General features: G+C 69.7%; 25 protein-coding genes. 22 read left to right on the top strand and 3 right to left on the bottom strand.

Annotated features, from left to right (window positions below):
• The first annotated feature begins 71 nt into the window (after window positions 1-71).
• Entirely contained in the window at window positions 72-3,377 is a 3,306-nt protein-coding gene (mscK, locus tag RTK35_RS04255; RefSeq protein ID WP_316907457.1) for a mechanosensitive channel MscK, read from the top strand.
• Between the two features lie 68 nt (window positions 3,378-3,445).
• Window positions 3,446-4,906, top strand: a complete 1,461-nt coding sequence (gene selO / locus RTK35_RS04250; RefSeq protein ID WP_074974103.1) for a protein adenylyltransferase SelO — start codon at window positions 3,446-3,448, stop codon at window positions 4,904-4,906.
• A gap of 7 nt (window positions 4,907-4,913) precedes the next feature.
• On the opposite strand, the gene RTK35_RS04245 is transcribed toward selO, so the two are convergent.
• Entirely contained in the window at window positions 4,914-5,609 is a 696-nt protein-coding gene (locus RTK35_RS04245) for an aspartate/glutamate racemase family protein (RefSeq protein ID WP_316907456.1), read from the bottom strand.
• A gap of 226 nt (window positions 5,610-5,835) precedes the next feature.
• On the opposite strand from RTK35_RS04245, the gene RTK35_RS04240 reads away from it, so the two are divergent.
• The 3 genes from RTK35_RS04240 (at window position 5,836) to trxC (ending at window position 8,719) form a co-directional block, all read left to right on the top strand.
• Window positions 5,836-6,813 carry a sulfite exporter TauE/SafE family protein gene (locus RTK35_RS04240; RefSeq protein ID WP_044400627.1) on the top strand — a complete coding sequence of 326 codons (978 nt, stop codon included), beginning with the start codon at window positions 5,836-5,838 and terminating at the stop codon, window positions 6,811-6,813.
• A gap of 127 nt (window positions 6,814-6,940) precedes the next feature.
• Window positions 6,941-8,218 carry a bifunctional O-acetylhomoserine aminocarboxypropyltransferase/cysteine synthase gene (locus RTK35_RS04235; protein WP_182851185.1) on the top strand — a complete coding sequence of 426 codons (1,278 nt, stop codon included), beginning with the start codon at window positions 6,941-6,943 and terminating at the stop codon, window positions 8,216-8,218.
• A 63-nt stretch (window positions 8,219-8,281) separates the two neighbouring features.
• The gene (gene trxC / locus RTK35_RS04230; protein WP_308725791.1) at window positions 8,282-8,719 is read left to right on the top strand and encodes a thioredoxin TrxC; all 438 of its coding nucleotides are present in this window, start codon (window positions 8,282-8,284) and stop codon (window positions 8,717-8,719) included.
• Between the two features lie 377 nt (window positions 8,720-9,096).
• Here the strand turns inward: trxC and RTK35_RS04225 are convergent, their stop codons facing one another.
• Window positions 9,097-9,588 carry a Bro-N domain-containing protein gene (locus RTK35_RS04225; RefSeq protein WP_232104234.1) on the bottom strand — a complete coding sequence of 164 codons (492 nt, stop codon included), beginning with the start codon at window positions 9,586-9,588 and terminating at the stop codon, window positions 9,097-9,099.
• Between the two features lie 534 nt (window positions 9,589-10,122).
• Between RTK35_RS04225 and RTK35_RS04220 the strand changes: the two genes are divergently transcribed.
• Together RTK35_RS04220 and RTK35_RS04215 are read left to right on the top strand one after the other, a co-directional pair.
• Window positions 10,123-10,566 carry a YiiD C-terminal domain-containing protein gene (locus RTK35_RS04220; protein ID WP_044400616.1) on the top strand — a complete coding sequence of 148 codons (444 nt, stop codon included), beginning with the start codon at window positions 10,123-10,125 and terminating at the stop codon, window positions 10,564-10,566.
• A gap of 189 nt (window positions 10,567-10,755) precedes the next feature.
• Entirely contained in the window at window positions 10,756-11,574 is an 819-nt protein-coding gene (locus RTK35_RS04215) for a universal stress protein (RefSeq protein WP_253122216.1), read from the top strand.
• Window positions 11,575-11,610: 36 nt separating this feature from the next.
• On the opposite strand, the gene RTK35_RS04210 is transcribed toward RTK35_RS04215, so the two are convergent.
• Entirely contained in the window at window positions 11,611-12,378 is a 768-nt protein-coding gene (locus RTK35_RS04210; protein WP_044400610.1) for a ParA family protein, read from the bottom strand.
• 256 nt (window positions 12,379-12,634) lie between these two features.
• On the opposite strand from RTK35_RS04210, the gene RTK35_RS04205 reads away from it, so the two are divergent.
• The 15 genes from RTK35_RS04205 to RTK35_RS04135 are packed head-to-tail and all read left to right on the top strand — an operon-like array spanning window position 12,635 to window position 26,219.
• A complete protein-coding gene (locus RTK35_RS04205) occupies window positions 12,635-13,357 on the top strand; it encodes a beta-ketoacyl synthase chain length factor (RefSeq protein WP_268193434.1) in 723 nt (240 codons plus the stop codon).
• A gap of 43 nt (window positions 13,358-13,400) precedes the next feature.
• Window positions 13,401-14,222 (top strand): lysophospholipid acyltransferase family protein, encoded by an 822-nt coding sequence (locus tag RTK35_RS04200; protein WP_164707400.1) that lies wholly within the window; start codon window positions 13,401-13,403, stop codon window positions 14,220-14,222.
• Window positions 14,203-14,463: a phosphopantetheine-binding protein gene (locus RTK35_RS04195; protein ID WP_044406810.1), complete on the top strand. Its 261-nt coding sequence runs from the start codon at window positions 14,203-14,205 to the stop codon at window positions 14,461-14,463. Before RTK35_RS04200 ends, RTK35_RS04195 begins: the two co-directional genes overlap by 20 nt.
• A 10-nt stretch (window positions 14,464-14,473) precedes the next feature.
• On the top strand, window positions 14,474-14,728 hold the full coding sequence (locus RTK35_RS04190; protein WP_074974116.1) for an acyl carrier protein: 255 nt from the start codon (window positions 14,474-14,476) through the stop codon (window positions 14,726-14,728).
• Entirely contained in the window at window positions 14,725-15,270 is a 546-nt protein-coding gene (locus RTK35_RS04185) for a hypothetical protein (RefSeq protein ID WP_107330500.1), read from the top strand. The genes RTK35_RS04190 and RTK35_RS04185 overlap by 4 nt, the downstream gene beginning before the upstream one ends.
• Complete coding sequence (locus RTK35_RS04180; protein ID WP_316907455.1) at window positions 15,267-16,934, top strand: AMP-binding protein; 1,668 nt, start codon at window positions 15,267-15,269, stop codon at window positions 16,932-16,934. The genes RTK35_RS04185 and RTK35_RS04180 overlap by 4 nt, the downstream gene beginning before the upstream one ends.
• Complete coding sequence (locus tag RTK35_RS04175) at window positions 16,927-17,316, top strand: hypothetical protein (protein WP_316907454.1); 390 nt, start codon at window positions 16,927-16,929, stop codon at window positions 17,314-17,316. Before RTK35_RS04180 ends, RTK35_RS04175 begins: the two co-directional genes overlap by 8 nt.
• Window positions 17,309-18,043 (top strand): glycosyltransferase family 2 protein, encoded by a 735-nt coding sequence (locus RTK35_RS04170; protein WP_316907453.1) that lies wholly within the window; start codon window positions 17,309-17,311, stop codon window positions 18,041-18,043. Before RTK35_RS04175 ends, RTK35_RS04170 begins: the two co-directional genes overlap by 8 nt.
• Entirely contained in the window at window positions 18,040-18,972 is a 933-nt protein-coding gene (locus tag RTK35_RS04165) for a glycosyl transferase (RefSeq protein ID WP_044406796.1), read from the top strand. Before RTK35_RS04170 ends, RTK35_RS04165 begins: the two co-directional genes overlap by 4 nt.
• Window positions 18,953-20,494, top strand: a complete 1,542-nt coding sequence (locus RTK35_RS04160) for an aromatic amino acid ammonia-lyase (RefSeq protein ID WP_316907452.1) — start codon at window positions 18,953-18,955, stop codon at window positions 20,492-20,494. Before RTK35_RS04165 ends, RTK35_RS04160 begins: the two co-directional genes overlap by 20 nt.
• Window positions 20,487-20,912 (top strand): acyl-CoA thioesterase, encoded by a 426-nt coding sequence (locus tag RTK35_RS04155; protein ID WP_044406790.1) that lies wholly within the window; start codon window positions 20,487-20,489, stop codon window positions 20,910-20,912. The genes RTK35_RS04160 and RTK35_RS04155 overlap by 8 nt, the downstream gene beginning before the upstream one ends.
• Complete coding sequence (locus tag RTK35_RS04150; protein WP_074974123.1) at window positions 20,909-21,517, top strand: outer membrane lipoprotein carrier protein LolA; 609 nt, start codon at window positions 20,909-20,911, stop codon at window positions 21,515-21,517. Before RTK35_RS04155 ends, RTK35_RS04150 begins: the two co-directional genes overlap by 4 nt.
• Complete coding sequence (locus tag RTK35_RS04145) at window positions 21,507-23,837, top strand: hypothetical protein (protein WP_316907451.1); 2,331 nt, start codon at window positions 21,507-21,509, stop codon at window positions 23,835-23,837. Before RTK35_RS04150 ends, RTK35_RS04145 begins: the two co-directional genes overlap by 11 nt.
• Window positions 23,834-24,991 carry a sodium:proton antiporter gene (locus tag RTK35_RS04140; RefSeq protein ID WP_074974127.1) on the top strand — a complete coding sequence of 386 codons (1,158 nt, stop codon included), beginning with the start codon at window positions 23,834-23,836 and terminating at the stop codon, window positions 24,989-24,991. Before RTK35_RS04145 ends, RTK35_RS04140 begins: the two co-directional genes overlap by 4 nt.
• Window positions 24,978-26,219 carry an NAD(P)/FAD-dependent oxidoreductase gene (locus RTK35_RS04135; protein WP_316907450.1) on the top strand — a complete coding sequence of 414 codons (1,242 nt, stop codon included), beginning with the start codon at window positions 24,978-24,980 and terminating at the stop codon, window positions 26,217-26,219. Before RTK35_RS04140 ends, RTK35_RS04135 begins: the two co-directional genes overlap by 14 nt.

The following is a 26,219-nucleotide window of genomic DNA, read 5'->3' as shown; positions in this document are numbered from 1 at the left end:
CGGGCACCACAACCGGCCCGCCACGCTGGCATAAGATTCACCGCAACCAACCAGAGCCGCCCCACGCGACCATGCCCTCCCTGCGCCCCTTACTCACTGCCGCCCTGCTCAGCCTCTGCCTGCTCGGCCCCGGCGCCCACGCCGCCGCCCCGCCCAGCAGCTCCGAAGTCCAGCAGAGCCTCGACACCCTCGCCGAGCGCAAGCTGCCGGAGGCCGAGCAGAAGGCCCTCAAGGCCATCCTCGAACAGACCCTCACCCTGCTGGAGAACCAGGCCGACAGCGAAAAGCGCCTGGCCGACCTCAAGCGCCAGCTGGCCGAGGCCCCCCGGCAGATCAGCGACGCCCAGCGCGAGCTGGCACGGCTCAAGGCCACCCGCCAGGTGCCGGTGAGCGAGCGCTACGCCAAGTCCAGCCTCGCCCAGCTGGAACAGGTGCTCAGCCAGCGCAGCACCCAGCTCTCCGACGCGCAGAAGCAGCTGGCCGAAGCCAACAGCCTGATCATCACCGCCCAGACCCGCCCCGAGCGCGCCCAGGCCGAGATCAGCAGCAACCAGGCCCGCACCCAGCAGCTCAACGCCCTGCTCAAGGTCGGCAAGGACGCCGGCAAGCCCATCAGCGAAGAGCTGCGCGACCAGTACAACGCCGAACTGGCCGCCCTCGAAGCCCAGACCCAGCTGCGCCGCCAGGAACTGGCCGGCAACAGCCTGCTGCAGGACTTGGGCAACAGCCGCCGCGACCTGATGGTGGAACGCACCCACCGCCTGGAGCAGGAAAGCCAGGACCTGCAGTCGCTGATCAACATCAAGCGCCGGGAAAGCTCCGAGCAGACCGTCGCCGAACTCTCCCGCGAGGCCCAGAAGGCCACCCCCGACAGCCTGCTGGCCGCCGAGAGCGCCACCAACCTCAAGCTCTCCGACTACCTGCTGCGCTCCACCGACCGCCTCAACGAACTGACCCAGCAGAACCTGCAGACCCGCCAGCAACTGGACACCCTCAGCCAGGCCGACCAGGCCCTGGAAGAGCAGATCAGCGTGCTCAAGGGCAGCCTGCTGCTGTCCAAGATCCTCTACCAGCAGAAGCAGGCCCTGCCGCACCTGCGCCTGGACGCCAACCTCGCCGACGAGATCGCCGACATCCGCCTCTACCAGTTCGAACTGGGCCAGCAGCGCGACAAGATGGGCAACCCGCAGGACTACGTCGACAACCTGCTGGCCCGCCAGCCGCCCGAGCAGGTCACCCCGGACCTGCGCGAAACCCTGCTCGACCTGGCCACCACCCGGGTCGAACTGTTCGACCGCCTGGGCCGCGAACTCAACGCCCTGCTCAACGAATCCATCACCCTGCAGCTCAACCAGAAGCAGCTCGCCACCACTGCCCAAGCCCTGCGCAACACCCTCGAAGAGCAGATGTTCTGGATCCCCAGCAACAAACCGCTGGACCTGGCCTGGCTCAAGGGCGCCCCGCAGCACCTGAAGACCCAGCTCGCCGAACTGCCCTGGGGCGAAGGCGTCACCGAACTCTGGGAAGGCCTGGTGGACCGCCCCTGGCTGTTCATCCCCCTGCTGCTGCTGATCGGCGCCCTGCTCTGGCGGCGTGGCTGGCTGTACAGCAAGCTCAACGACCTGCACCGCGACATCGGCCACTACAAGCGCGACAGCCAGATGCATACGCCCCTGGCGCTGCTGCTCAACGTGCTGCTGGCGCTGCCGGTGACCCTGTTCCTCGCCCTCTGCGGCCTGGCCCTGCACATCGACGCCCGTGGCCAGAACGCCACCCTCGGCTCCGCCCTGCTGGAGATGGCCCTGGCCTGGCTGGTGTTCTACACCCTGTACCGCATCCTCGCCCCGGGCGGCGTCGCCGAGCTGCACTTCCGCTGGCCGCGCCCCCAGGTGGCGCTGCTGAGCAAGCAGATCCGCCGCCTCGGCGTGGTGGTCATGGCCCTGGTGGCCGTGGTGACCGTCGCCGAGCACCAGCCCCAGGCCCTGGCCGACGACGTCATCGGCATCATCGTCGTGCTCACCTGCTACGCCCTGATGGCCCTGGTGCTGAGCAACCTGCTGCTGGCCGAACCGATGCGCGAGCAGACCTCGCCCTTCCGCCTGCTGATCGGCATCGCCTTCACCCTGCTGCCCCTGGCCTTCATGGTCGCCGTGGGCTTCGGCTACTACTACACCTCGCTCAAGCTCACCGACCGGCTGATCAACACCCTCTACCTGCTGATCCTCGCCCTGCTGATCGAAGCCGCCTTCGTCCGTGGCCTGGCCGTCGCCGCCCGCCGCCTGGCCTACGCCCGCGCCCTGGCCAAGCGCCAGGCGCAGACCAAGGAGAACGCCGAAGGCGAAGAAGTCGCGGTGGAAGAACCGGTGCTGGACATCGAACAGGTCAACCAGCAGTCCCTGCGGCTGATCCGCCTGGCGCTGCTGGGCGGCTTCATCGCCTGCATGTACCTGGTCTGGGCCGACCTCATCACCGTGTTCGCCTACCTCGACCAGATCACCCTCTACCAGTACGGCGCCGGCACCGGCGACGCCGCCACCCAGGTGCCCATCAGTCTGCTGGACATGCTCGGCGCGCTGATCATCGCCGGCATCACCGTCGTGCTCGCACGCAACCTGCCGGGCCTGCTGGAAGTGCTGGTGCTCTCGCGCATGAAGCTCGCCCAGGGCAGCGCCTACGCCACCACCACGCTGCTCTCCTACGCCATCGCCGGGCTCGGCTTCGTCAGCGCGCTGTCCACCCTCGGGGTCAGCTGGGACAAGCTGCAATGGCTGGTGGCCGCCCTCTCCGTGGGCATCGGCTTCGGCATGCAGGCGATCTTCGCCAACTTCATCTCCGGCCTCATCCTGCTGTTCGAGCGCCCCGTGCGCATCGGCGACCTGGTGACCATCGGCACCGTCACCGGCACCGTGAACCGGATCCGCATCCGCGCCACCCACATCACCGACAGCGACCGCAAGGAAGTGATCGTCCCCAACCAGACCTTCCTCACCAGCCAGCTGATCAACTGGACGCTGACCGACACCGTCACCCGCATCGTGCTGATCTACAACGTCAACCGTGGCGCCGACCTGGAACTGGTGCGCAAGCTGCTGCTGCAGGCCACCCAGGAGAACAGCCGCGTGCTGCGCGACCCGGCCCCCAGCGTGCAGCTCAAGACCTACGGCGCCACCGCCCTGGAGCACGAGCTGAAGGTGTACGTGCGCGAACTGGGCGACCGGGGCCTGGCCACCGACGAACTCAACCGGCGCATCGACCAGCTGTTCCAGGAACACGGCATCAACATCGCCTCGGTGCCGAAGATGGACGTCACCCTCAGCCGCAAGCTCCCGCCCGCCCCCGCGCCTGCCACCGAGGACGAGGCCCCCGCCGCGCCCTGACCCCGCCCCGTGGGGACCGTCGGTCCCCACGGGTTTCCCCCGCCTCCGGGCCGTGACAAGCTGCCGCCATGAAAAATCTCGACGCCCTGCAGTTCGACAACCGCTTCGCCCGCCTCGGCGACGCCTTCTCCACCGACGTGCTGCCCGACCCGCTGGACGACCCGCGTCTGGTAGTGGCCAGCCCCGCCGCCCTGGCCCTGCTGGACCTGGACCCGGCCGAAGCCGACAGCCCGCTGTTCGCCGAACTGTTCGGCGGGCACCGCCTCTGGGCCGACGCCGCACCCCGGGCCATGGTCTATTCCGGCCACCAGTTCGGCGCCTACAACCCGCGCCTCGGCGACGGTCGCGGCCTGCTGCTGGGCGAAGTGGTCAACCAGGCCGGCGAGCACTGGGACCTGCACCTCAAGGGCGCCGGGCAGACGCCCTACTCGCGCATGGGCGACGGCCGCGCCGTGCTGCGCAGCTCCATCCGCGAATTTCTCGCCAGCGAACACCTGCACGCTCTCGGCATCCCCAGCAGCCGCGCCCTGTGCGTGATCGGCTCCAGCACCCCGGTGTACCGCGAGCGCCGCGAGACCGGTGCCACCCTGCTACGCATGGCGCCCAGCCACGTGCGCTTCGGCCACTTCGAATACTTCTATTACACCCGCCAGCACGAGCAGCTGCAGGCCCTCGGCGAGCACGTACTGGCCTGCCACTTCCCCCACCTGCAGGGCCATGAGCGCCCCTGGGCGGCGATGTTCCGCGAAATCGTCGAGCGCAACGCCGAACTCATCGCCCGCTGGCAGGCCTACGGCTTCTGCCACGGCGTGATGAACACCGACAACATGTCGATCCTCGGCATCACCTTCGACTTCGGCCCCTACGCCTTCCTCGACGACTTCGACGCCAACCACATCTGCAACCACTCCGACGACAGCGGCCGCTACAGCTTCAGCAACCAGGTGCCCATCGCCCACTGGAACCTCGCCGCCCTCGCCCAGGCCCTCACGCCCCAGGTGGAGGTGGACGAACTGCGCGAAACCCTCGGCCTGTTCCTGCCCCTGTACCAGGCCCACTGGCTGGACCTGATGCGCCGCCGCCTCGGCCTGACCCGCGCCGAAGACGACGACGCCGACCGGGTGCAGCGCCTGCTGCAACTGATGCAGACCAGCGCGGTGGACTACACCGGCTTCTTCCGCCGCCTCGGCGAAGACGCGCCCGAGCAGGCCGTGGCCGTGCTGCGCAATGAATTCGTCGACCTCGCCGGCTTCGACGCCTGGGCGGCCGACTACTGCCAGCGTGCAGCACGCGACGGTGGCGAGCCGGCCGAGCGGCGCCAGCGCATGCACGCCGTGAACCCCCGCTACATCCTGCGCAACTACCTCGCCCAGCGCGCCATCGAGGCCGCCGAGCAGGGGGACTACAGCGAAGTGCGCCAGTTGCACGCCGTGCTCGCCCGCCCCTTCGACGAACAGCCCGGCATGGAGCGCTACGCCGAACGCCCGCCGGAGTGGGGCAAGCACCTGGAGATCAGTTGTTCCTCCTGAACCCCGCTCAGGACGCCAGCAACCACTCCAGCCCCATCGCCACGTGCCGCTCGGTGCTGTCCACCAGCGGCAGCGGCGCCTCGCAGCCTTCCAGCAACAGGCCGATCTCGGTGCAGCCGAGGATCGCCGCCTGGGCGCCGGATGCGCGCAGGCGCTCCAGTTCGGCCAGGTAGAAGTCCCGCGAGGCCGGCAGAAAGCGGCCCTGGCACAGCTCCTCGTAGATCACCCGGTCCACCTCGGCCATCGCTTCCGCCCCCGGCACCTGCACGTGGATGCCGAAGCGCTGCGCCAGGCGCTCGCGGTAGAAGGCTTCCTGCATGGTGAAGCGGGTGCCCAGCAGGGCCACGTTGTCCACCTGCATCGCCTGCAGTCTGTGGCCCACCGCATCGCCGATGTGCAGCAGCGGGATCGCCAGCGCCGCCTCCAGGGCCGGGGCCACCTTGTGCATGGTGTTGGTGGCCAGCAGCAGCGCGCCGGCACCGGCCCGCTCCAGCCCCTGCGCCGCCTCGGCCAGGCGCTGGCCGGCCTCGTCCCAGCGGCCACCGGCCTGCAGCGCGGCAATGCCGGCGAAGTCCACCGAATGCACCAGCAGCGGCGCCGAATGCAGGCCACCCAGGCGCGCACGCACCCCCTCGTTGAGCAGCCGGTAGTAGCTCAGGGTCGACTCCCAGCTCATCCCGCCCAGAACACCCAGCACCTTCATACACACCTCCCGGAAAAGGCCCCCAGCCTAGCCCAGGGCCCGCAACGGACGGCGCATACAGTTGCCGAGGGATGGGCCGGTACAGCCCGGTGGCCGATGCCCATTCAAAGCAAATGGAATAAGAACCTGCGGAAATCTTCTTAGACTCTCTAAGCAAAGCCGCTTATCTTCGCCGCCTGCTTATTCCGGCCTGTTCTACCACCCACTGTCAGGCGCCGTACCCCTCATGAAGATCCGCAACCTCGACCTCAGCCAGAGCCCGGTCAACAGCGAACACCAGGCGCTCGGCATCCCCCCCGTCGAGGATTTCGTCACCCACCCCGACAACCACCCGGTGCTGCGCGCCGCGATGTGGGTCGCAGTGCTGATCCTCGTGAGCCTGCTCGGCTTCCTCGCCTGGCGCCTGTTCTTCGGTGACCACGGCGGCGAAACCGGCCTCGACATCATCGAACGCGCCCTCACCAGCCCCAGCTTCTGGAGCGCCGTCGCCGTGGGCTTCCTCGCCCAGGTGGTGGATGGCGCCCTGGGCATGGCCTACGGCATCACCGCCACCACCTTCCTGCTCACCGCCGGCGCCTCCCCGGCGGCGGCCAGCGCCAGCGTGCACATCGCCGAAGTGTTCACCACCGGCCTCTCCGGCATCTCCCACGTCAAGCTGGGCAACGTCAACAAGTCCCTGTTCCTGCGCCTGCTGCTGCCCGGCATCATCGGCGCCGTGCTCGGCGCGGTGCTGATCACCTCCTTCGACGGCGCCGTGCTCAAGCCCTTCATCTCCGCCTACCTGCTGCTGATGGGCCTGTACATCCTCAGCAAGGCTTACCGCCACGTCGCCCAGCGCCGCGCGCCCAAGCACGTGGCCAAGCTGGCGCTGTTCGGCGGCTTCGTCGACGCCGCCGGCGGCGGCGGCTGGGGCCCGGTGGTCACCAGCAGCCTGCTGGGCTCGGGCAGCGACCCGCGCACCACCATCGGCTCGGTGAACTTCGCCGAGTTCTTCCTGACCATCTCCAGCGCCACCTCCTTCATCCTCCTGGCGGGCGAGCTGAACACCTGGTTCATGGTGGCCGGCCTGGTCTTCGGCGGCCTGTTCGCCGCGCCCTTCGCCGCACTGCTGTGCAAGAAGCTGCCGGCGCGCACCCTGTTGACCCTGGTCGGCACCCTGATCACCCTCATCAGCGCCTTCAACATCTACATCGCCCTGCGCTGACCGGTTCTAGCCCCCAGGCTTTTTGGTCTAAAAACGCCCGAATCCGATTGCCTCAGGTCATTGACCCGGGGCCCCGGCGTTTTCCATGCTGCGCACCTCCATCGCACCCTGAAGGAACGCAGGCCCAATGAAACCGGAAACCCTTGCCATCCACGCCGGCTACAGCCCCGACCCGACCACCAAGGCCGTGGCCGTGCCGATCTACCAGACCACCTCCTACGCCTTCGACGACACCCAGCACGGCGCCGACCTGTTCGACCTCAAGGTCGCCGGCAACATCTACACCCGCATCATGAACCCCACCAACGACGTGCTGGAGAAGCGCGTCGCCGCGCTGGAAGGCGGCGTCGGCGCCCTGGCCGTGGCCTCCGGCATGGCCGCCATCACCTATGCCATCCAGACCGTCGCCGAAGCCGGCGACAACATCGTCTCGGTGGCCAAGCTCTACGGCGGCACCTACAACCTGTTCGCCCACACCCTGCCGCGCTCCGGCATCCAGGTGCGCTTCGCCGCCCATGACGACATCGCCGCCCTGGAAGCGCTGATCGACGAGCGCACCAAGGCCGTGTTCTGCGAATCCATCGGCAACCCGGCCGGCAACATCATCGACCTCGCGGCCCTGGCCGCCGCCGCCCACCGCCACGGCGTACCGCTGATCGTCGACAACACCGTCGCCACGCCCATCCTCTGCCGCCCCTTCGAGCACGGCGCCGACATCGTCGTGCACTCGCTGACCAAGTACATCGGCGGCCACGGCAACAGCATCGGCGGCATCGTCGTCGACTCCGGCAAATTCCCCTGGGCCGAGCACAAGGACCGCTTCCCGCTGCTCAACACCCCCGACCCGTCCTACCACGGCGTCACCTACACCGAAGCCTTCGGCCCCGCCGCCTTCATCGGCCGCTGCCGCGTGGTGCCGCTGCGCAACATGGGCGCCGCCCTGTCGCCGTTCAACGCCTTCCTCATCCTCCAGGGGCTGGAGACGCTGGCCCTGCGCATGGAGCGCCACACCGAGAACGCCCAGAAGGTCGCCCAGTTCCTCCAGGCCCACCCCCAGGTGGCCTGGGTGAAGTACGCCGGCCTGCCGGACCACCCCGAGCACGCACTGGCCCAGCGCTACACCGGCGGCAAGCCGGCGGCGATCCTCTCCTTCGGCATCGTCGGTGGCGCCGAAGCCGGCGCGCGCTTCATCGACGCCCTCAACCTGGTGGTGCGCCTGGTGAACATCGGCGACGCCAAGTCCCTGGCCTGCCACCCGGCCTCCACCACCCACCGCCAGCTCAACGACGAAGAGCTGGAGAAGGCCGGCGTACCGCGCGACATGGTCCGCCTGTCCATCGGCATCGAGCACATCGACGACATCCTCGCCGACCTCGGCCAGGCCCTGGAGGCATCGCGCGGCTGACGCGCGGGGCTTGATATTCGGCCGGTCGGCTCCAGATCAGGGAAACCTGATCCGGAGCCGACCATGACCGACCCCCTGATGATTCCCTGCGCCCACTGCGCCGGCCTCAACCGCATCCCCGCCAACCGCCTGGGCGACGCGCCCCGCTGCGGCCACTGCAAGGCCCCCGTGCTGCCGGCCAGCCCCTTCGACCTCAGCGAAGCCACCTTCGCCAAGCAGCTGCGCGGCGACCTGCCGCTGCTGGTGGACGTCTGGGCCGACTGGTGCGGCCCCTGCAAGGCCTTCGCCCCCACCTACCAGCAAGCCGCCGCCCAGCTCCAGGGCCGCTGCCGCCTGGGCAAGCTGGACAGCGAAGCCAACCGGCAACTGGCCGGGCAGCTCAACATCCGCTCCATCCCCACGCTCATCCTGTTCAAGGGCGGCGTCGAAATCGCCCGCCAGAGCGGCGCCCTGCCCCTGCCGCAACTGCTGGGCTGGCTCAAGAGCCAGGGGATCGCCTAGGCACCCGTAGGATGGGCTGAGCTGTGCGAAGCCCATCATCGCGAGCGTTCAGGCATGCAGCAGGTCCCGGACTGAAGTCCGGGTTACGGGGCTGAAGAGCCAGGGATCGCCTGGATCGCATACCGGGCACCCGTAGGATGGGCTGAGCTGTGCGAAGCCCATCATCGCGGGCGTTCGGGCATGCAGCAGGCCCCGGACTGAAGTCCGGGCTACGGGCTCAAGAGCCAGGGATCGCCTAGATCGCATACCAGGCACCCGTAGGATGGGCTGAGCTGTGCGAAGCCCATCATCGCGGGCGTTCAGGCGTTCGGCAGGCCCCGGACTGAAGTCCGGGCTACGGGGCGCCTCGCCCGCCACGCAGGTTGCGCGCCTGTCGGTCAGCCGATAACCCGGGGCCGGGCCTGGGGCAAGACCGGGCAATCACCCAGGTGGACCCAGGCCTTGCCCTGCCAGCGCAACACCTCCAGCGGGCACGCCTGCCACTGCACCACATCGCGGTAAGGCCGCAGGGTGTCCGGGTGCTGGGCCTCGCGCAGGCGCGGGATCACCTCGCGGCTGATCCAGCGACGGATGCCGCTGTTCTCCGGGTGGTAGTAGAAGATCAGCAACGCATAGACCCCGCAGTCGCTCACCAGCAGCTCCCGCCGGTACTCGCCACGGCTGTCGCGCACCCAGGCGGGCTGTAGCTGGTCCGGGTCCAGGTTGCGCGGCGCACGCTCGTCGAGCGGTACGCGGTTGATCAACCGCGCCAGGTCGTTGAGAACGAACCAGGGCTCGTCGTCCAGCAACAGCGCACGGAGCTGGCGGCGATGACGGGTGAACAGGGAAGGAATAAGGATTTCGTCGTCGTGACGGGGGGAATCGGGCATGTCCATTACCTCTACGTGGTCTGACAGCTTTCTCAGGGCTGTTGGCGTCGGGAGTTAAGAAACCCCACGTAGAAGGCCGGGCGTATTTCCCTTTCGGGTCTTGTATTAGCCCACTCCCGACAAAGCAGAGGTTTTGAGCGTGCGCGAGTGTGCCGCAAGCACAAAAAAGCCGCTGGCTATCGGGAGCGGTCAGGCCGCTACGTGGGTAAGCGTTTCTTAGGCGCCGGGGACGGAGGCTATGGGCACCTCAGAGAAGCAGCAAGGCAGTTAGCGCGTGGGAAATGGCTGATGCCCATGCGCACGCCGGCAATTATGGGCTTCGCACAGCTCAGCCCATCCTACGGAGCGCGCTGCCAAGCCGTAGCCCGGACTTCAGTCCGGGAACCTGCACCCGAGTATCCGGCATACGCCGCCCATCACCCCGGTTGAAGCCCATGCCCCTGAGCGTTTCGGTCACCCCCGCTGGCCGCGCCGGTCATTGCCCGGTGGGCATGAGCGACTAGGCTCCAGGCATTCGTCCAGCCGGAGTTCGCCATGCAATTCAACGAAGAGATGGCCCGCCACTTCACCGAAGACAAGATCGCCTTCGTCAGCCGCATGGGCCTCAAGGCCCTGACCCTGGAGCCGGGCTACGTGAAGCTGATGGCCCCGCTGGCCGGCAACCAGAACCACATCGGCACCCTCTATGCCGGCGCCCTCTTCACCCTGGCCGAGGTGCCTGGCGGCGCGCTGTTCCTCACCAGCTTCGACACCCGGCGCTTCTACCCCATCGTCAAGGAGATGAACCTGCGCTTCCGCCGCCCCGCCACCGGCGACATCACCGTGGAGGCGCGGCTCGGTGCCGATGAGATCGCCCGCATCCAGGCCGAGGCCAGCGAGACCGGCAAGGCCGAGTACCTGCTGGAGCTGGACCTGGTGGACGCCAGCGGCGAAGTGGTGGCCAAGAGCCGGGGGCTGTACCAGCTGCGCGCCCACTGACCGCGCGGGGCCCTTGCCGTGGATCAAATTGCCGCGCGGCGCCATGCCTCACAGTGGCGCCTCTTGGCCTGAGCGCCCTGGTGGGCGCCCTGCTTGACTCCGGCAGCGCCAGCCTCGCCTCCGAAAACGCAGGCGAGGCCGTCAATGCAGGTCGTTTTCGACAGGCCCTTACAGGAGGTTCCCGCCACCATGTTCAAGCACATCCTCATCACCCATGACCTGAGCCGCGAATCCGACCTCGCCCTGCAGCGCGCCGTCGCCCTGGCCCACGGCTACGGCGCACGCCTGACACTGCTGCACGTCCTGGAAGATCACCTGCCCAGCACCCTGCAGGAGAACCTGCGCGACGGCGCCCAGAAGCTGTTCCAGCAACGCCTGGAGCAACTCGGCGCCCTGGACGCCCAGGTGCTGCTGCGCAAGGGCCGGCCGGCCCTGCAGATTCTCGAAGAGGTGGAGGAAAGCGGCGCCGACCTGCTGGTGATCGGCAACCACCACCACAACGCACCGGAACTGTTCATCGGCACCACCCTGGAGCGCGTCACCCGCCACGTGGCCATCCCCGTGCTGCTGGTGGTGGGCGAGAAGCCCGAGCCCTACCGCAGCGGCGTGGTGGCCCTGGACTTCTCCCTGTGCGCCTGCGACGCGCTGCGCGCCGCCTGCTCGCTGCTGGGCGCGGAAGGCCGCCTGACAGCAGTGAACGTGATGGAGCTGACCGGGCGCCTGCTGGCCAAGGCCGGCACCGCCGGGGACTACGTCGGCACCCAGCGCGGCCTGCTGGAGCGCCTGCTGGCCGATGAGCTGGGCCACGTCAAGGACACCCCCGGCATCGACCTGCAGGTGACCCAGGGAGCTCTGCCCCACGCCCTGGATGAGCGCATCGCCGCCGCCAAGCCGCAGTTCGTCGCCCTCGGCAGCCACAGCCGCAGCATGGTCGCCCAGGCCCTGCTCGGCAGCCAGGCGCTGCATCTGCTGCAGCGCCCGCCGTGCGACGTGCTGATCGTCAAGTAAGGGGAGACGGGGCGCGCAACGCGCCCCGGTGGGAGGTCAGGCGTCCAGCAGGTCGTGCAGTTCGACGAACTGCTGGGTCAGCTTGTGGCTGCGGTCCAGGTGGATCAGCGGCGTGCACACCTGGTGGGACTCGCGCATCTTCACCGAACTCATCAGGTTCACCGGCAGCACCGGCAGGCCCTCGGCGACCAGCTCGTCCAGCAGCTGCTGGGGCAGCGTAGCACGGGGCTGGAACTGGTTGACCACGATGCCCTCCACCTCCAGGTCCTCGTTGTGGTCTTCCTTCAGTTCCTCGATCTCGGCCAGCAGGCCGTAGAGGGCATTGCGCGAGAAGCTGTCGCAATCGAAGGGAATCAACACGCGATCCGCCGCGATCAGCGCCGAAACCGTATAGAAATTCAGCGCCGGCGGCGTATCCAGGTAGATGCGGTCGTAGTCCTCGGCCAGCTCGTCCAGCAGTTTGCGCAGCTTGTTGATCTTGTGCTTGGCCTCCAGCTTGGGCTGCAGGTCCGCCAGCTCGGCGGTGGCGGTCACCACGTGGAGGTTGTCGAAGGGCGTCTCGTAGATGTCCACCTTGCCCTTGCGGGTGAAGGGGCTGGAGGCCAGCGTCTGCTTGAAGAAGTCGGCAATGCCGATGGGGATGTCCTCCCCGGTGAGGCCGGTCAGGTAGTGGGTGGAGTTGGCCTGGGCGTCCAGGTCGATCAGCAGGGTGCGATAGCCCTCCGCCGCACTCACCGCCGCCAGGTTGCAGGCGATGCTGGACTTGCCCACGCCGCCCTTCTGGTTGAACACCACTCGCCGCATCTCACACCCCCTGTCCCTTGGAATAGACCCCGGATTCTATGCAAAGCCCATGACAAGGGCGAGGGACGTGCAGGACTTTTCCCCACCCGTCAGAAGTTGTGCCTTACATCCGAATTTTGTGTCAGCAATTTGCAGATAGGTCCGTAGGACTGAAATAATGTGGCGCTTTGCTATGGCGTCATCGACCGGGCTTCTGCCGTCAGCGATTGCCAGTCGACATGGACGCCCGACAGGGGCCGAAAAGAGCTCTTTCAGCGTGACTCACTTCAGCATCGAACAATGGCGTGCCTGGGCCCCAGGCCTGGAAACCGTGGACGCCTGGCGTACCTGGTGCGCAGAGCCTTTCCTGCCCGATCTTGTCGATGCCCAGCCTGATGTCGCCTTCCTCCCGGCCATGCAGCGCCGCCGCCTGTCGCGCCTGGCGCGCATGGCCATGAGCGTCGCCTGGCCCCTGGTGAGCGACGGCGAGCAGGTGCCCATGGTGTTCGCCTCGCGGCACGGGGAAACGCCCCGCACCCTCGCGCTGCTGCAGGACCTGGCGCGCGGCGAGCCGCTCTCGCCCACCCAGTTCAGCCTCTCGGTGCACAACGCGGTCATCGGCCAGTGGTCGATCCTGCGCGGCGACACCAGCGAGATGACCGCCGTGGCCGCCGAAGGCGACGGCCTGGAACACGCCCTGCTGGAAGCGGCCGGCCTGCTGGCCGACGGCGCACCGGCGGTGCTGCTGGTGATCACCGAAGAGAGCCCGCCGGACCTCTACCGCCCCCTGGTCGACGACGTGCCGTTCGCCTACGCCCTGGCCCTGCGCCTGGTGCCCGGCCACGACTGGTCGCTGACCCTGGCCCCCGCCCCGGCGGAGGCCACCCCCGCCGCCTGGCCCCATGCCCTGGGCCTGCTGCGGGCCCTGCACCTGGACCTGCCACGTATTCAGCATCATTGGAAGAGCCGTACATGGACCTGGCAACGCAACCGACCCTGAGCCCCTGCGCCCCGCTCCCCACCGCCCGCACGGCAGGTGCCCGATGAACGCACCGGAGCGCTTCCTCACCCCGGCCAGCGTCGAGCGTCCCGACGCGCCCTACTGGTGGCGCCTGATCGCCACCGCCCTGTCCTTCACCCTGTTCGGCATCGGCGGGGTGCTGCTGCGCATCCTCGTGTTCCCCCTGCTCTCGCTGCTGCCGGGCGACGCCACCGACCACCGCCGCCGCGCCCGCGCCACCACCAGCCGGCTGTTCTGGCTGTTCGTGCAGTTCATGCACCGCAGCGGCGTGCTCACCTATGAAGTGGAAGGCGCCGAACGCCTGGGCCGCCCCGGGCAGATGGTCATCGCCAACCACCCCTCGCTGATCGACGTGGTGGTGCTCATCGGCCTGATCCGCGACGCCAACTGCGTGGTCAAGCAGAGCCTCTGGGACAACCCCTGCATGCGCGGCCCGATCCGCGCCGCCCAGTACATCAGCAACAGCGGCAGCATGGACATGCTCGACGAGGCCGCCCGTGTGCTGGAGGAAGGCCAGACCCTGATCGTCTTCCCCGAAGGCACCCGCACCACGCCGGGGCAGGCCCCGCAGTTCCACCGGGGCGCCGCCGCCATCGCCCTGCGCGGCGCACGCATCGTCACCCCGGTGACCATCAGCGTGACGCCCACCACCCTGACCAAGGCCGAGCCCTGGTACAGCATCCCGTCGCGGCGCTTCCACTTCCATCTGCGCGTCGGCCAGGACATCGATCCCAAGGCCTTCGCCGACCAGGGGCCGGCGCCGATCGCCTCGCGCCGCCTCAACGACCATCTCCACCACCATTTCATGAAGGAGCTCGGCCTGGATGAGCGCTCTGCAACTTGAGATCAAGAACCTGATCATCGAGGCCCTCGGCCTCGAAGACATCGGCCCGCAAGACATCGGCGACGAGCAGACCCTGTTCGGCGAAGGCCTCGGCCTGGACTCGGTGGACGCCCTCGAACTGGGCCTGGCCATCCAGAAACGCTTCGGCATCAAGATCGACGCCGAAGCCAAGGACACCCGCAAACACTTTGCCAACGTGGCCAGCCTCGCGGCCTTCGTGTCGGCACAGAAAGCCGCCTGAGGGGGCCGCGATGCAAAACCGTGATGAGATCTTCGCCACCCTGCGCGACGCCCTGGTCGAGCTCTTCGAGCTGGAGCCCGAGCGCGTCACCCTGGAGGCCAACCTCTACGAAGACCTGGAGATCGACAGCATCGACGCCGTCGACCTGATCGACCACATCAAGCGCCAGACCGGGCGCAAGATCGCCGCCGAGGAATTCAAGGCCGTGCGCACCGTGGGCGACGTGGTCGAGGCCGTGCACCGCCTGGTGAACCCCGCCGAATGAGCCGGCTCGTCGGGCTGCTGCTGGTGCTGGCCGGGCTGGGCTACCCCTTCGCCGTGTACTACGGCATGGAGCACCTCTCGCCGCGCCTGTTCGCCCTGCTGCTCGGCGGCCTCTGGCTGGCCCGCAGCCTGGGCAGCGCGCAGCGCCCCGGCAGCCGCCTGACGGCCTTCGCCGCCCTGGGCTTCTGCCTGCTGCTGGGGCTGGCCAACCAGGCCGACCTGCTGCGCTGGTACCCAGTGCTGATGAGCGCCGTGCTGCTCGGCCTGTTCGGCGCCAGCCTGCTGCACGGCATGCCCGTGGTGGAACGCCTGGCCCGCCTGCGCGAGCCCGAGCTGCCTGAGGTGGCCGTGCGCTACACCCGCCGCGTGACGGCGGTGTGGACCCTGTTCTTCCTGCTCAACGGCCTGGTGGCGGCCGCCCTCACCCTGTGGGCGCCGCTGACCTGGTGGACGCTCTATACCGGCCTCATCGCCTACCTGCTGATGGGGCTGCTGTTCGCCGGGGAATGGCTGGTGCGCCAGCGTGTACGGAGATTCGCGTGACCTGGATCGTCCCACAGGAGCTGCTGCTCGACGCCCCCCCCGGGCGCCCGGTGGCACTCGACCCCGCCCTTGACCACGCCGGCTTCGCCCAGCGTGCCCTGGCCCTGGCCGGTGCCCTGCAGGCACGCGGCACCCAGCGCGTGGCCCTGTACCTGGAAGATGGCGCAGACCTGGCCATCGCCCTGTTCGGCGCCTGGCGTGCCGGCGTCGACGTGCTGCTGCCGGCCGACGCCCAGCCCGAGACCCGCCGGCGCCTGGCCGACGGCTGCGACCTCTGGCTCGACAGCCTCGACGGCCTCGACGGCCCGGCCCTGCCCGCCGCCGCCCTCGACCCCGAGCACTGCCGGCTGACCCTGTGCACCTCCGGCTCCAGCGGCGAACCCAAGCTGATCGGCAAGACCCTGCGCCAGCTGGGCAACGAAGTAGAGGCCCTGGAAGGGCTCTGGGGCGCCGACCTCGCCGGCGCCACCCTGGTCGCCAGCGTCTCCGCCCAGCACATCTACGGCCTGCTGTTCCGCGTGCTCTGGCCGCTGTCCGCCGGCCGCCCCTTCGTGCGCCGCGCCCAGCCCTTCGCCGAAGACCTCCAGCGCGCCAGCCTCGCCGCCGCGCCCGCCGGCTTCGCCTGGGTGGCCAGCCCCGCCCTGCTCAAGCGCATGGGCGACAACCTCGACTGGCCCGCCCTGGCCGCCGTGCGCCGGGTGTTCTCCTCCGGCGGCGCGCTGCCCGCCGACGCCGCCGAAGCCCTGCAACAGCGCCTCGGCCAGTGGCCGACGGAAATCTACGGCAGCTCCGAAACCGGCGGCATCGCCTGGCGCCAGGGCGGCAGCCGCTGGACGCCCTTCGCCGGTGTGGTGGTCGGCCAGGACGCCGACGGCGCCCTGCACCTCACCTCGCCCTACCTGCCCGAAGGGCACCGCGAGCAGACCGCCGACGCCGTGCGCATCGACGCCGACGGCCGCTTCGAACTGCTCGGCCGCCTCGACCGCATCGTCAAGCTGGAAGAGAAACGTATCTCCCTGCCCATGCTGGAACAGGCCCTCGGCGAGCACCCCTTCGTCGCCGAAGCGCGCCTGGGCGTGGTGCAGGAAAACCGCGCCTTCCTCGGCGCCCTGGTCGCCCTCTCGCCCCAGGGCCTGCACGCCCTGCGCAACGGCGGCCGCCGCGCCCTGACCGAAACCCTGCGCAAGCACCTGGCCGGCCACTGCGAAGCCATCGCCCTGCCGCGCCGCTGGCGCCTGGTGCGGCAACTGCCGTGGAGCAGCCAGGGCAAGCTGCCCCAGGTGCAGGTGGACGCCCAGCTCAAGGCCCCGCGCCCGACCCGCGTCGACCCCCTCAGCGCCCACGAACAGGACGGCGAATGGCGCCTGGAGCTGGAGGTCCCCCTGGACCTCGCCCACTTCTCCGGCCACTTCACCGCCACCCCCGTGCTGCCCGGCGTGGTGCAGATCGACTGGGCCCAGCACCTCGCCCGCCAGGTCATGGCCCTGCCCCCGCGCTTCGCCGGCATGGAAGTCCTCAAGTTCCAGCAACTGGTCCGCCCCGGCGACCGCCTGCACCTGTCCCTGCGCTTCGACACCGACAAGGGCAAGCTCTACTTCGCCTTCCGCAACGGCGAAGCCGCCTGCTCCTCCGGGCGCATCCTGCTGGTGGCCGACCATGCCTAACACCAGCGTTGCCTTCTCAACCGTGGATATGAACCTGCCGCTCTGGATCGGCGAACACCTGCTCATGCCCTGCTCAGAAGGTGGGCGGGGCAAACGCCCCTTCAGGAGGCCGAATGCAGGCGTTGCGCAGGAGGACGAGCGGCATGGATGCCGCGAGAGGCGTGTCAGGCCATGGATGGCCTGTCGCGCCGACCTCCGGAGCGACGCCGGAGTGAGGGCACCCCGGCAAAGCCGGGGCCGGATGCAGGGGCAAGCCTTTTTGGTTTCTTTTTTGGCGACTGAAAAAAGAAACTCGCCCGGCAAGGCGAAACAGGCGCTGCCCACCATGCACGGCAATCAGCCAGACACCCACGCACTTCAAGGGGAAGCGCGCAATGTTTAAGCCCTGCGCCGTCATCCCCGTCTACAACCACGAGCACGCCCTGCCCCTGGTGGTCGACGCCCTGCGCCAGCACGGCCTGCCCTGCGTACTGGTGGACGACGCCTCCAGCCCCGCCTGCGCCCAGGTGATGGACCAGCTGGCCACCCAGCCCGACGTCCACCTGGTGCGCCTGGCCGTCAACCAGGGCAAGGGCGGCGCCGTCATGGCCGGCCTGCGCGAAGCCGGCCGGCTGGGCTTCTCCCACGCCCTGCAGGTGGACGCCGACGGCCAGCACGACCTCGCCGACGTGCAGCGCTTCCTCGCCGCCGCCCAGGCCCGCCCGGGCGAGCTGATCTGCGGCTACCCGCAGTACGACGAAAGCGTGCCCAAGAGCCGCCTCTACGCCCGCTACCTGACCCACGTGTGGGTGTGGATCAACAGCCTGTCGCTGTCGATCCGCGACGGCATGTGCGGCTTCCGCGTCTACCCCCTGGCCCCGACCCTGGCACTCACCGAAACCACCCGCCTCGGCAAGCGCATGGATTTCGACCCGGAGGTCCTCGTGCGCCTGGCCTGGCGCAACCAGCCCATGCACTGGCTGCCGACCAAGGTGCACTACCCGCTGGACGGGCTCTCGCACTTCCGCCTGTTCCACGACAACGCGTTGATCTCGAAGATGCACGCCAAGCTGTTCTTCGGCATGTTGCTGCGCGCGCCGCTGATCCTCTGGCGCAGGTGCCGGAGATGAGCCGCGAACACTGGGCCGACCAGCGCGAGCGCGGCAGCTTCCTGCTGATGAAGTTCACCGCGCTGATCGCGCGGCGTCTCGGGCGGCGGGTGCTCAGCCCGCTGCTGCACCTGATCGTCCTGTACTTCTTCCTCTTCGGCGGCAAGGCCCGCCGCGCGGCGCGCTACTACCAGCAGCGCCTGGCCGACTGGAGCGGCCGCCCGGAACTGGCGCCCAGCCTCGGCTCGGTGTTCGCCCAGTTCATGGCCTTCGCCGACGCCCTCCTGGACAAGCTGGACATCTGGGGCGGGCGCATCGGCCTGGACCAGGTGGACCTGCACGACCCCAGCGGCCTGCACCAGCACATGCGCAGCACGCGCGGGCAGATGCTGGTGGGCGCCCACCTGGGCAACCTGGAGGTGTGCCGCGCGCTGGCCGAGCTGAGCGAGCAGGTGACCATGAACGTGCTGGTGCATACCCGCCATGCCGAACAGTTCAACCGCCTGCTGGGCGAAGCCGGGGCCACGCACCTGCGGCTGATCCAGGTCAGCGAGCTGGACCCGGCGGTCATGCTCCAATTGAGCGAACGCCTGGAGCGCGGCGAGTGGCTGGCGATTGCCGGCGACCGCGTGCCGCTGCACGGCGGTCGCAACGTCCGGGTCGACTTCCTCGGTCGCCCCGCCGCCTTCCCCCAGGGGCCCTGGCTGCTGGCCGGGCTGCTCAAGTGCCCGCTCAACCTGATGACCTGCCTGAAGATCGGCGGGCGCTACCAGGTCCACCTCGAACCCTTCGCCGAGCAGGTGCAGTGGCGCCGGGGCGAGCGTGACGCGGTGATCGAGGCCTGGGTGGCCCGCTATGCCCAACGCCTGGGCGAGCTGTGCCTGCTGGCACCGCTGCAATGGTTCAACTTCTATCCGTTCTGGAACGAACATGACGACACAACAGCCTGAACCGGTGGTGTTCGGCGAACAGCCGCTGTCCATCGAGCACGTCGTGGCCCTGTCCCAGCGCCGCGTCCCCGCCCTGCTGCAGGGCGACGCCGCCTGGCGCGAGCGCATCGCCAAGGGCGCGCGCTTCCTCGACACCCTGCTGGACAAGGAAGGCGTGATCTACGGCGTCACCACCGGCTACGGCGACTCCTGCGTGGTGGCCGTGCCGCTGGAGCAGGTGGAAGCCCTGCCGCGCCACCTGTTCACCTTCCACGGCTGCGGCCTGGGCAAGGTGCTGGACGAGGCCGCCACCCGCGCAGTGCTGGCGGCGCGCTTGCAGTCGCTGTGCCACGGCGTTTCCGGCGTGCGCGTGGAGCTGCTGGAGCGCCTGCAGGCGTTCCTCGAACACGACGTGCTGCCGGTGATCCCGGAGGAAGGCTCGGTGGGCGCCAGCGGCGACCTCACCCCGCTGTCCTACGTGGCCGCCACCCTCTCCGGCCAGCGCGAGGTGGTCTACCAGGGCCAGCGCCGCAGCGCCGCCGAGGTGCACGCCGAGCTGGGCTGGGAGCCCCTGGTGCTGCGCCCCAAGGAAGCCCTGGCGCTGATGAACGGCACCGCCGTGATGACCGCCCTGGCCTGCCTGGCCTACGCCCGCGCCGATTACCTGCTGCAACTGGCCACCCGCATCACCGCGCTCAACGTGGTAGCGCTGGAGGGCAACCCCGAGCACTTCGACGAGCGCCTGTTCGCCGCCAAGCCGCACCCGGGGCAGATGCAGGTGGCCGCCTGGCTTCGCCAGGACCTGGCCATCGACGCACCGACCGCGCCGCTGCACCGCCTGCAGGACCGCTACTCGCTGCGCTGCGCACCCCATGTGCTGGGCGTGCTGGCCGACAGCCTGGGCCTGCTGCGGCAGTTCATCGAGACCGAGCTGAACAGCGCCAACGACAACCCGCTGATCGACGCCGAGGCCGAGCGCGTGCTGCACGGCGGGCACTTCTACGGCGGCCACATCGCCTTCGCCATGGACAGCCTGAAGAACCTGGTGGGCAATGTCGCCGACCTGCTCGACCGCCAGCTCGCCCTGCTGGTGGACGTGCGCTACAACCACGGCCTGCCGAGCAACCTCTCCGGCGCGCCCCAGGCCACGGCGATGATCAACCACGGCTTCAAGGCCGTGCAGATCGGCGCCAGCGCCTGGACCGCCGAGGCGCTGAAGAACACCATGCCGGCCAGCGTCTTCTCGCGCTCCACCGAATGCCACAACCAGGACAAGGTGAGCATGGGCACCATCGCCGCCCGCGACGCCCTGCGCAGCCTGGAGCTGACCGAGCAGGTGGCCGCCGCCACCCTGCTGGCCGCCAACCAGGGCGTGTGGCTGCGCCAGCGCGCCGGCGAGCGTGACCTGCCCGCGCCCCTGGCCGCCATGCACCGGCAACTGGCCGGGGACTTCCCGCCGGTGATCGAGGACCGCGCCCTGGAAGGCGAACTGCGCCTGTGCCTGGAGCGCATCCGCGCCCGCCACTGGAGGCTCTATGCGTAGCGCCGGGGTGATCCAGGCCGAGGTGGAGATCCTCGTGCCGTTCTTCGACGTGGACATGATGGAAGTGGTCTGGCACGGCCACTACGTGAAGTACCTGGAGGTGGCCCGCTGCGCCCTGCTGGACCGCATCGGCCACAACTACGGGCACATGCGCGACGCCGGCTACGCCTGGCCGATCATCGACCTGCAGCTGCGTTACGTGCGCGGCGCGCGCTTCGGCCAGCGCATCCGCGTGCGGGCGGACCTGGTGGAGTGGGAGAACCGCCTGAAGATCAACTACCTGATCACCGACGCCGAGACCGGCGAACGCATGACCCGCGCCAGCAGCGTGCAGGTGGCGGTGGAGATCGCCAGCCGCGAGATGCAGCTGGCCTCACCCAAGGTGTTCACCGATGCCGTGGAGCGCGCCCTGCCATGATCCGCGCGCCCTGGCTGCGGGCCCTGTTGCTGGTGCCAGCGCTGCTGGCCAGCGGCCTTGCCCAGGCCTTCGACCTCGACCAGCTGGCCCAGCGCCTCGCCGCCCCGGCGGTGGTGCGCGGGCCCTTCGTGCAGGAGAAGCACCTGCGCGCCCTGCCGCAGCCCCTGACCAGCACCGGCCAGTTCACCCTGGCCCGCGAAGGCGGCCTGCTCTGGCGCCTGGAAAAGCCCCTGCGCCAGGACTACCGCATCAGCGACCAGGGCATCGCCCGGCGCGTGGACGGCCAGTGGCAGGCCCAGCCCGGCCAGGACGTCGCCGCCCAGCAGAGCCGGCTGTTCCTCGCCGTGCTCAAGGGCGACCGCAGCGGCCTGGAGCGTGACTTCGCGCTGACGCTGGAGGGCGACAGCCAGCACTGGACCCTGCACCTGGCGCCGCGCGCCCTGCTGCTGCAACAGATCTTCAGCGCCATCCGCATCGAGGGGGGCGCCCTGGTGGAGCGCATCGAACTGGTGGAAACCCAGGGCGACCGCACCCTGCTGCGCCTGCCGGCCAGCCAGGCCGCCGACACCCTGACCGCCGACGAGGCCGCCGACCTTGCGCGCTGAGCGCCTGCTGCCGCGCCTGTTCCTGCTGGCCCTGGCGGGCCTGCTGGCGCTGGCCGCCTGGCAGTGGCGCAACGGCCCGCCGGTGGCCGCCGACATGCTCGCGCTGCTGCCCCAGGGCGCCGGTGATGCGCTGGTGCGCCAGGCCGAGCAGCGCATGCAGGAGCCGCTCAACCGCGAAGTCCTGCTGCTGGTGGGCCACCCCGACGCGGCGCGCGCCATCGACCTGGCCCGGCGCCTGGGCCAGGACTGGCAGAACGACCCGCACATCGAGCGCGCCCAGTGGAGCCTGGAGGCCGACCTGCCGGCCGTGCGCCGGCAACTGCTGGACAGCCGCCTGGCGCTGCTCGGCGCGGCGGACCGCACGCGCCTGGAACAGCAGCCGGGGGCCTTCGTCGCCGCCCGCGCCGAACGCCTCTTCGACCCCTTCGCCAGCACCGGCCTGGTGGCCACCGAGGACGACTGGCTGGGCCTGGCCGGCCTCGGCCAGCAGGCCCTGGTGCCCGCCGGGCGGGTGCGGGCCGACCTGGCCAGCGGCGCGCTGCTGGTGAAGGACGGCGACACCACCTGGGCGCTGCTGCGGCTGCGCACCCGTGACGGCGCCTTCGACATGCAGACCCCGCCCTGGCTGGCCGGGCAGGTGGCCCAGGCCCGCCAGCAGGTGGAGGCCGAGGGTGGCCGGTTGCTGGCCGCCAGCGGGCTGCTGCACGCGGCCGCCGGCCAGGCCAAGGCCAGCCGCGAGATCGCGCTGATCGGCGGCGGCGCCAGCCTCGGCACCCTGCTGCTGATGCTGGTGGTGTTCCGCCGCCCGCGCCCCCTGCTCAGCCTGCTGCCGGTGGCCCTGGCCCTGGGCGCGGGCTGCACCGCCTGCGTGCTGGTGTTCGGCGAGATCAACGCGCTGACCCTGGTGCTCGGCGCCAGCCTCACCGGGGTCGCCGCCGACTACCCGCTGCACTACCTCAGCAAGGGCTGGAGCGACCCGCGCTGGCGCGCCTGGGACGCGGTGCGCGCCACCCTGCCCGGCCTCAGCCTGAGCCTGGGCACCAACCTGGTGGGCTACCTGGCCCTGGCCTTCACCCCCTTCCCGGCGCTGACCCAGATCGCGGTGTTCTCCGCCGCCGGGCTGGTGGCCGCCTACCTCTGCTCGGTGTGCCTGCTGCCGGCCCTGCTCGGCGGCCTGCGCCTGGCCCCGCCGACGGCGCCGCTGCGCCTAGCCGAGGGCCTGCTGGCCCGACGCACGGCGCTGCTGGCGCGCACCGGCAGCCTGCCCTGGCTGCTGGCCCTGCTGGCCTTCTGCGCCGCCGGGGTGTGGCAGGTGCGCCCGCAGAACGACCTGCGCCAGTGGCTCGGTGCCGAGCCGCAGCTGCTGAACGAAGCCCGCGAGATCGCCCGCCTCACCGGCCTGCAGCCCACCAGCCAGTTCTTCCTGGTGCGCGCCGCCGACGAGGCCCAGTTGCTGGAACGCCAGGCCGCCCTCACCGAGCGCCTGGACCGGGCGGTGGCCGACGGCCAGTTGCAGGGCTACCGCGCCCTCAGTCAGCTGGCGGCACCGCCCAGCCGCCTGGCGGCCCTGCACCAGGCCCTGGAGGCCCTGCCCGCTCATTGGCAGCCGCTGCTGGACCTGGGCCTGCCGCTGGACGCCCTGGAGGCCGAACGCGCGCGCCTGCTGAACACCCCGCCGCTGCCTCTGGAGGCGGCCCTGGCCGGCCCCCTGGGCGAGGCCTGGCGCCCGCTCTGGCTGGGGCGCGATGCCCAGGGCCGGGTGGCCGGCATCGTCAGCCTGCAAGGCGCGGCCTCCCCGGCGCTGCTGGAGCAGGCCGCGGCCGGGCTGGAGGGCGTGCAGGCGGTGGACCGCATCGGTGAGCTGAACCGGCTGTTCGCCGCCACCCAGGTCAGCGCGGCCGAGCTGAAGCTGGCCTCCTGTGCGGTGATCCTGCTGTTGCTGTGCCTGCCCTTCGGCCTCGGCGGCGCGCTGCGGGTGGTGGCGCTGCCGCTGCTGGCGGCGCTGGCGTCCCTGGCCTGCCTCGGCTGGCTGGGCCAGCCGCTGACGCTGTTCAGCCTGTTCGGGCTGCTGCTGGTGACGGCCATAGGCGTGGACTACGCGATCCTCATGCGCGAGGCGGTGGGCGGTGCGGCAGTGAGCCTGCTGGGCACGCTGCTGTCGGGCCTGACCAGCTGGCTGTCGTTCGGCCTGCTGCTGCTGAGCCAGACCCCGGCCATCGCCAATTTCGGCCTGACCATCAGCCTCGGGCTGTTCTTCTGCTTCCTGCTGGCGCCCTGGGCCCAGGCGGACGTGCCCCACGGCCAGGAGGTGCCGGCATGACCCTGGTGCTGTTCTGGATCGGCCTGCTGGGGCTGTTCGCCCTGTTCACCCGGGTGGGTCGCCTGCTGGGGCTGATCCCCATCGTCAGCCAGCTGCTGCTGGCCAGCTTCGGCCTGCCCCTGGTGATGCTCTGGTTGGCTGCGCCGGTGGGCCTGGACAACGCCCAGGTGCTCGCCGCGCCCTGGCTCAAGCCGCTCTACGGGGTGGCCTTCACCCTGCTGCTGGGGCACATCCTCAGCGATGTGATCGACCTGCGCCTGGAGGCGGCCAGCGTGAAGATCGCGCTGCCGAGCTTCTTCGTGCCGTTCTTCTGCGGCCTGGCCTGCGCCACCTGGCTGTTGCCGGCGGCGAGCCTGCTGTCGAACGTGGCGGTGGGGCTGCTGTTCGCCCTCACCGCGATCCCGGTGCTGTTCCTCTACCTGCGCCACCTGGGCTACCCGGAGCCGACCATCCGCCGCCTGCTGCAGGCGGCGATCCTGATGGACCTGATGTGCTGGTGCCTGTTCGGCCTGGCCCAGGGCAGCGCCGCGCCCACCACCCTGCTCTGGCCGTTGCTGGCCGCGCTGCTGCCGCTGGCACTGCACCTGGTGCGGGTGCGTGCGCCGCTGGTCTACAGCCTGGCCTTCTTCGCCCTGCTGCTGACCCTGCAACAGCTCAAGCTCAATGCCCTGGTGTTCGGCATCGCCTACCTGCTGGTGATGGCGGCGCTGCGCGTGCCCTTCCGCCTGCCGCTGCCGGTGGCGGTGTTCCATGCCCTGCAGGTGTGGCTGGCGGTGCCGCTGATCCTCGCCTACGGCCTGTTGCAGATCGACTGGCACACGGCCTGGCAGGGCTATTCCTGGGTGCAGTTCAGTGCGCTGCTGGTGCTGCCGGTGCTGAGCAAGCTGGCGGGCAACTGGCTGGGGCTGTCCTGGGCCGAGGGCCGCCTGGCCGCGAGCCCGGCGAAATGGCGCCAGAGCGTGCTGCTCAATACCCGCGGGCTGACCGAGATCGTCTTCCTCAACCTCCTGTTCCAGCAGCAGATCATCAGCGCGCAGCTGTACTTCGCGCTGATGCTGATGGGACTGATCGCCACCCTGTTGCCGGCCCTGACCCAACGCGCCCGGGCCGTTCCCTCTACCGTTTCGGAAAGGAGTCCCCATGAAGTCCATTGAAGTCCAGCAACGCCAGGTGGTGGTGATCGGTGCCGGCCCCTCCGGCGCCATCGCCGCCGCCCTGCTCAAGCGCAAGGGCCACGACGTGCTGATCCTCGAGCGCCAGCGCTTCCCGCGCTTCTCCATCGGCGAGAGCCTGCTGTCCCACTGCCTGGACTTCGTCGAGGAAGCGGGGATGCTCGACGCGGTCATGGCCGCCGGCTTCCAGGTCAAGCACGGCGCGGCCTTCGCCTGGGGCGAGCGCTACACCGACTTCGACTTCCGGGAGAAATTCACCCCCGGCAAGGGCAGCACCTTCCAGGTGCAGCGGGCGCCCTTCGACCAGTTGCTGGCCGATGAGGCGGCACGCCAGGGCGTGGAGATCCGCTACGAGGAGGAGATCATCGCCGCCGACTTCTCCAGCGACTGCCCGCGCCTGACCGTGCAGCGCCTGGACGGCAGCCAGTACCAGGTGGAAACCGCCTTCGTGCTCGACGGCAGCGGCTACGGCCGGGTGCTGCCGCGCCTGCTGGACCTGGAGGCGCCGTCCAGCTTCCCGGTGCGCCAGGCGGTGTTCACCCACATCGAGGACCGCATCGACGACCCGGCCTTCGACCGCGAGAAGATCCTCATCACCATCCACCCCGAGTACCGCGACGTGTGGTTCTGGCTGATCCCCTTCAGCAACGGCCGCTGCTCCCTGGGCGTGGTCGGTGAAAGCAGCCACTTCGCCAACCGCCCGGAGGACCTGGACGCCTGCCTGAAGGCCTTCGTCGCCGAGACGCCGAACCTGCGCCGCCTGCTGGCCAATGCCGTGTGGGACACCCCGGCCCGCGCCCTGGGCGGCTACTCGGCCAACGTGAAGACCCTGCACGGCCCGGGCTTCGCCCTGCTGGGCAACGCCGCCGAGTTCCTCGACCCGGTGTTCTCCTCCGGCGTGACCATCGCCATGCGCTCGTCGAGCATGGCGGCGAACCTGCTGGACCGTCAGTTGAACGGCGAGCAGGTGGACTGGGAAAGCGACTTCGCCACGCCGCTGAAGAAGGGCGTGGACGCCTTCCGCGCCTACGTCGAGGGCTGGTACGAGGGCACCTTCCAGGACGTGATCTTCTACCAGGGCGGCTCGCCGGAGATCCGCGGGATGATCTGCTCGATCCTCGCCGGCTACGCCTGGGACACCCGCAACCCCTTCGTCGCCGAGCCCAAGCGCCGGCTGCGGATGATCAGCGAACTGTGCGCGGCGCAGTGA

Origin of the sequence: Pseudomonas sp. zfem003 (assembly GCF_032621675.1) — a bacterium.
Lineage (GTDB): Bacteria > Pseudomonadota > Gammaproteobacteria > Pseudomonadales > Pseudomonadaceae > Metapseudomonas > Metapseudomonas otitidis.
This window is presented reverse-complemented; position numbering and strand designations above follow the sequence as displayed.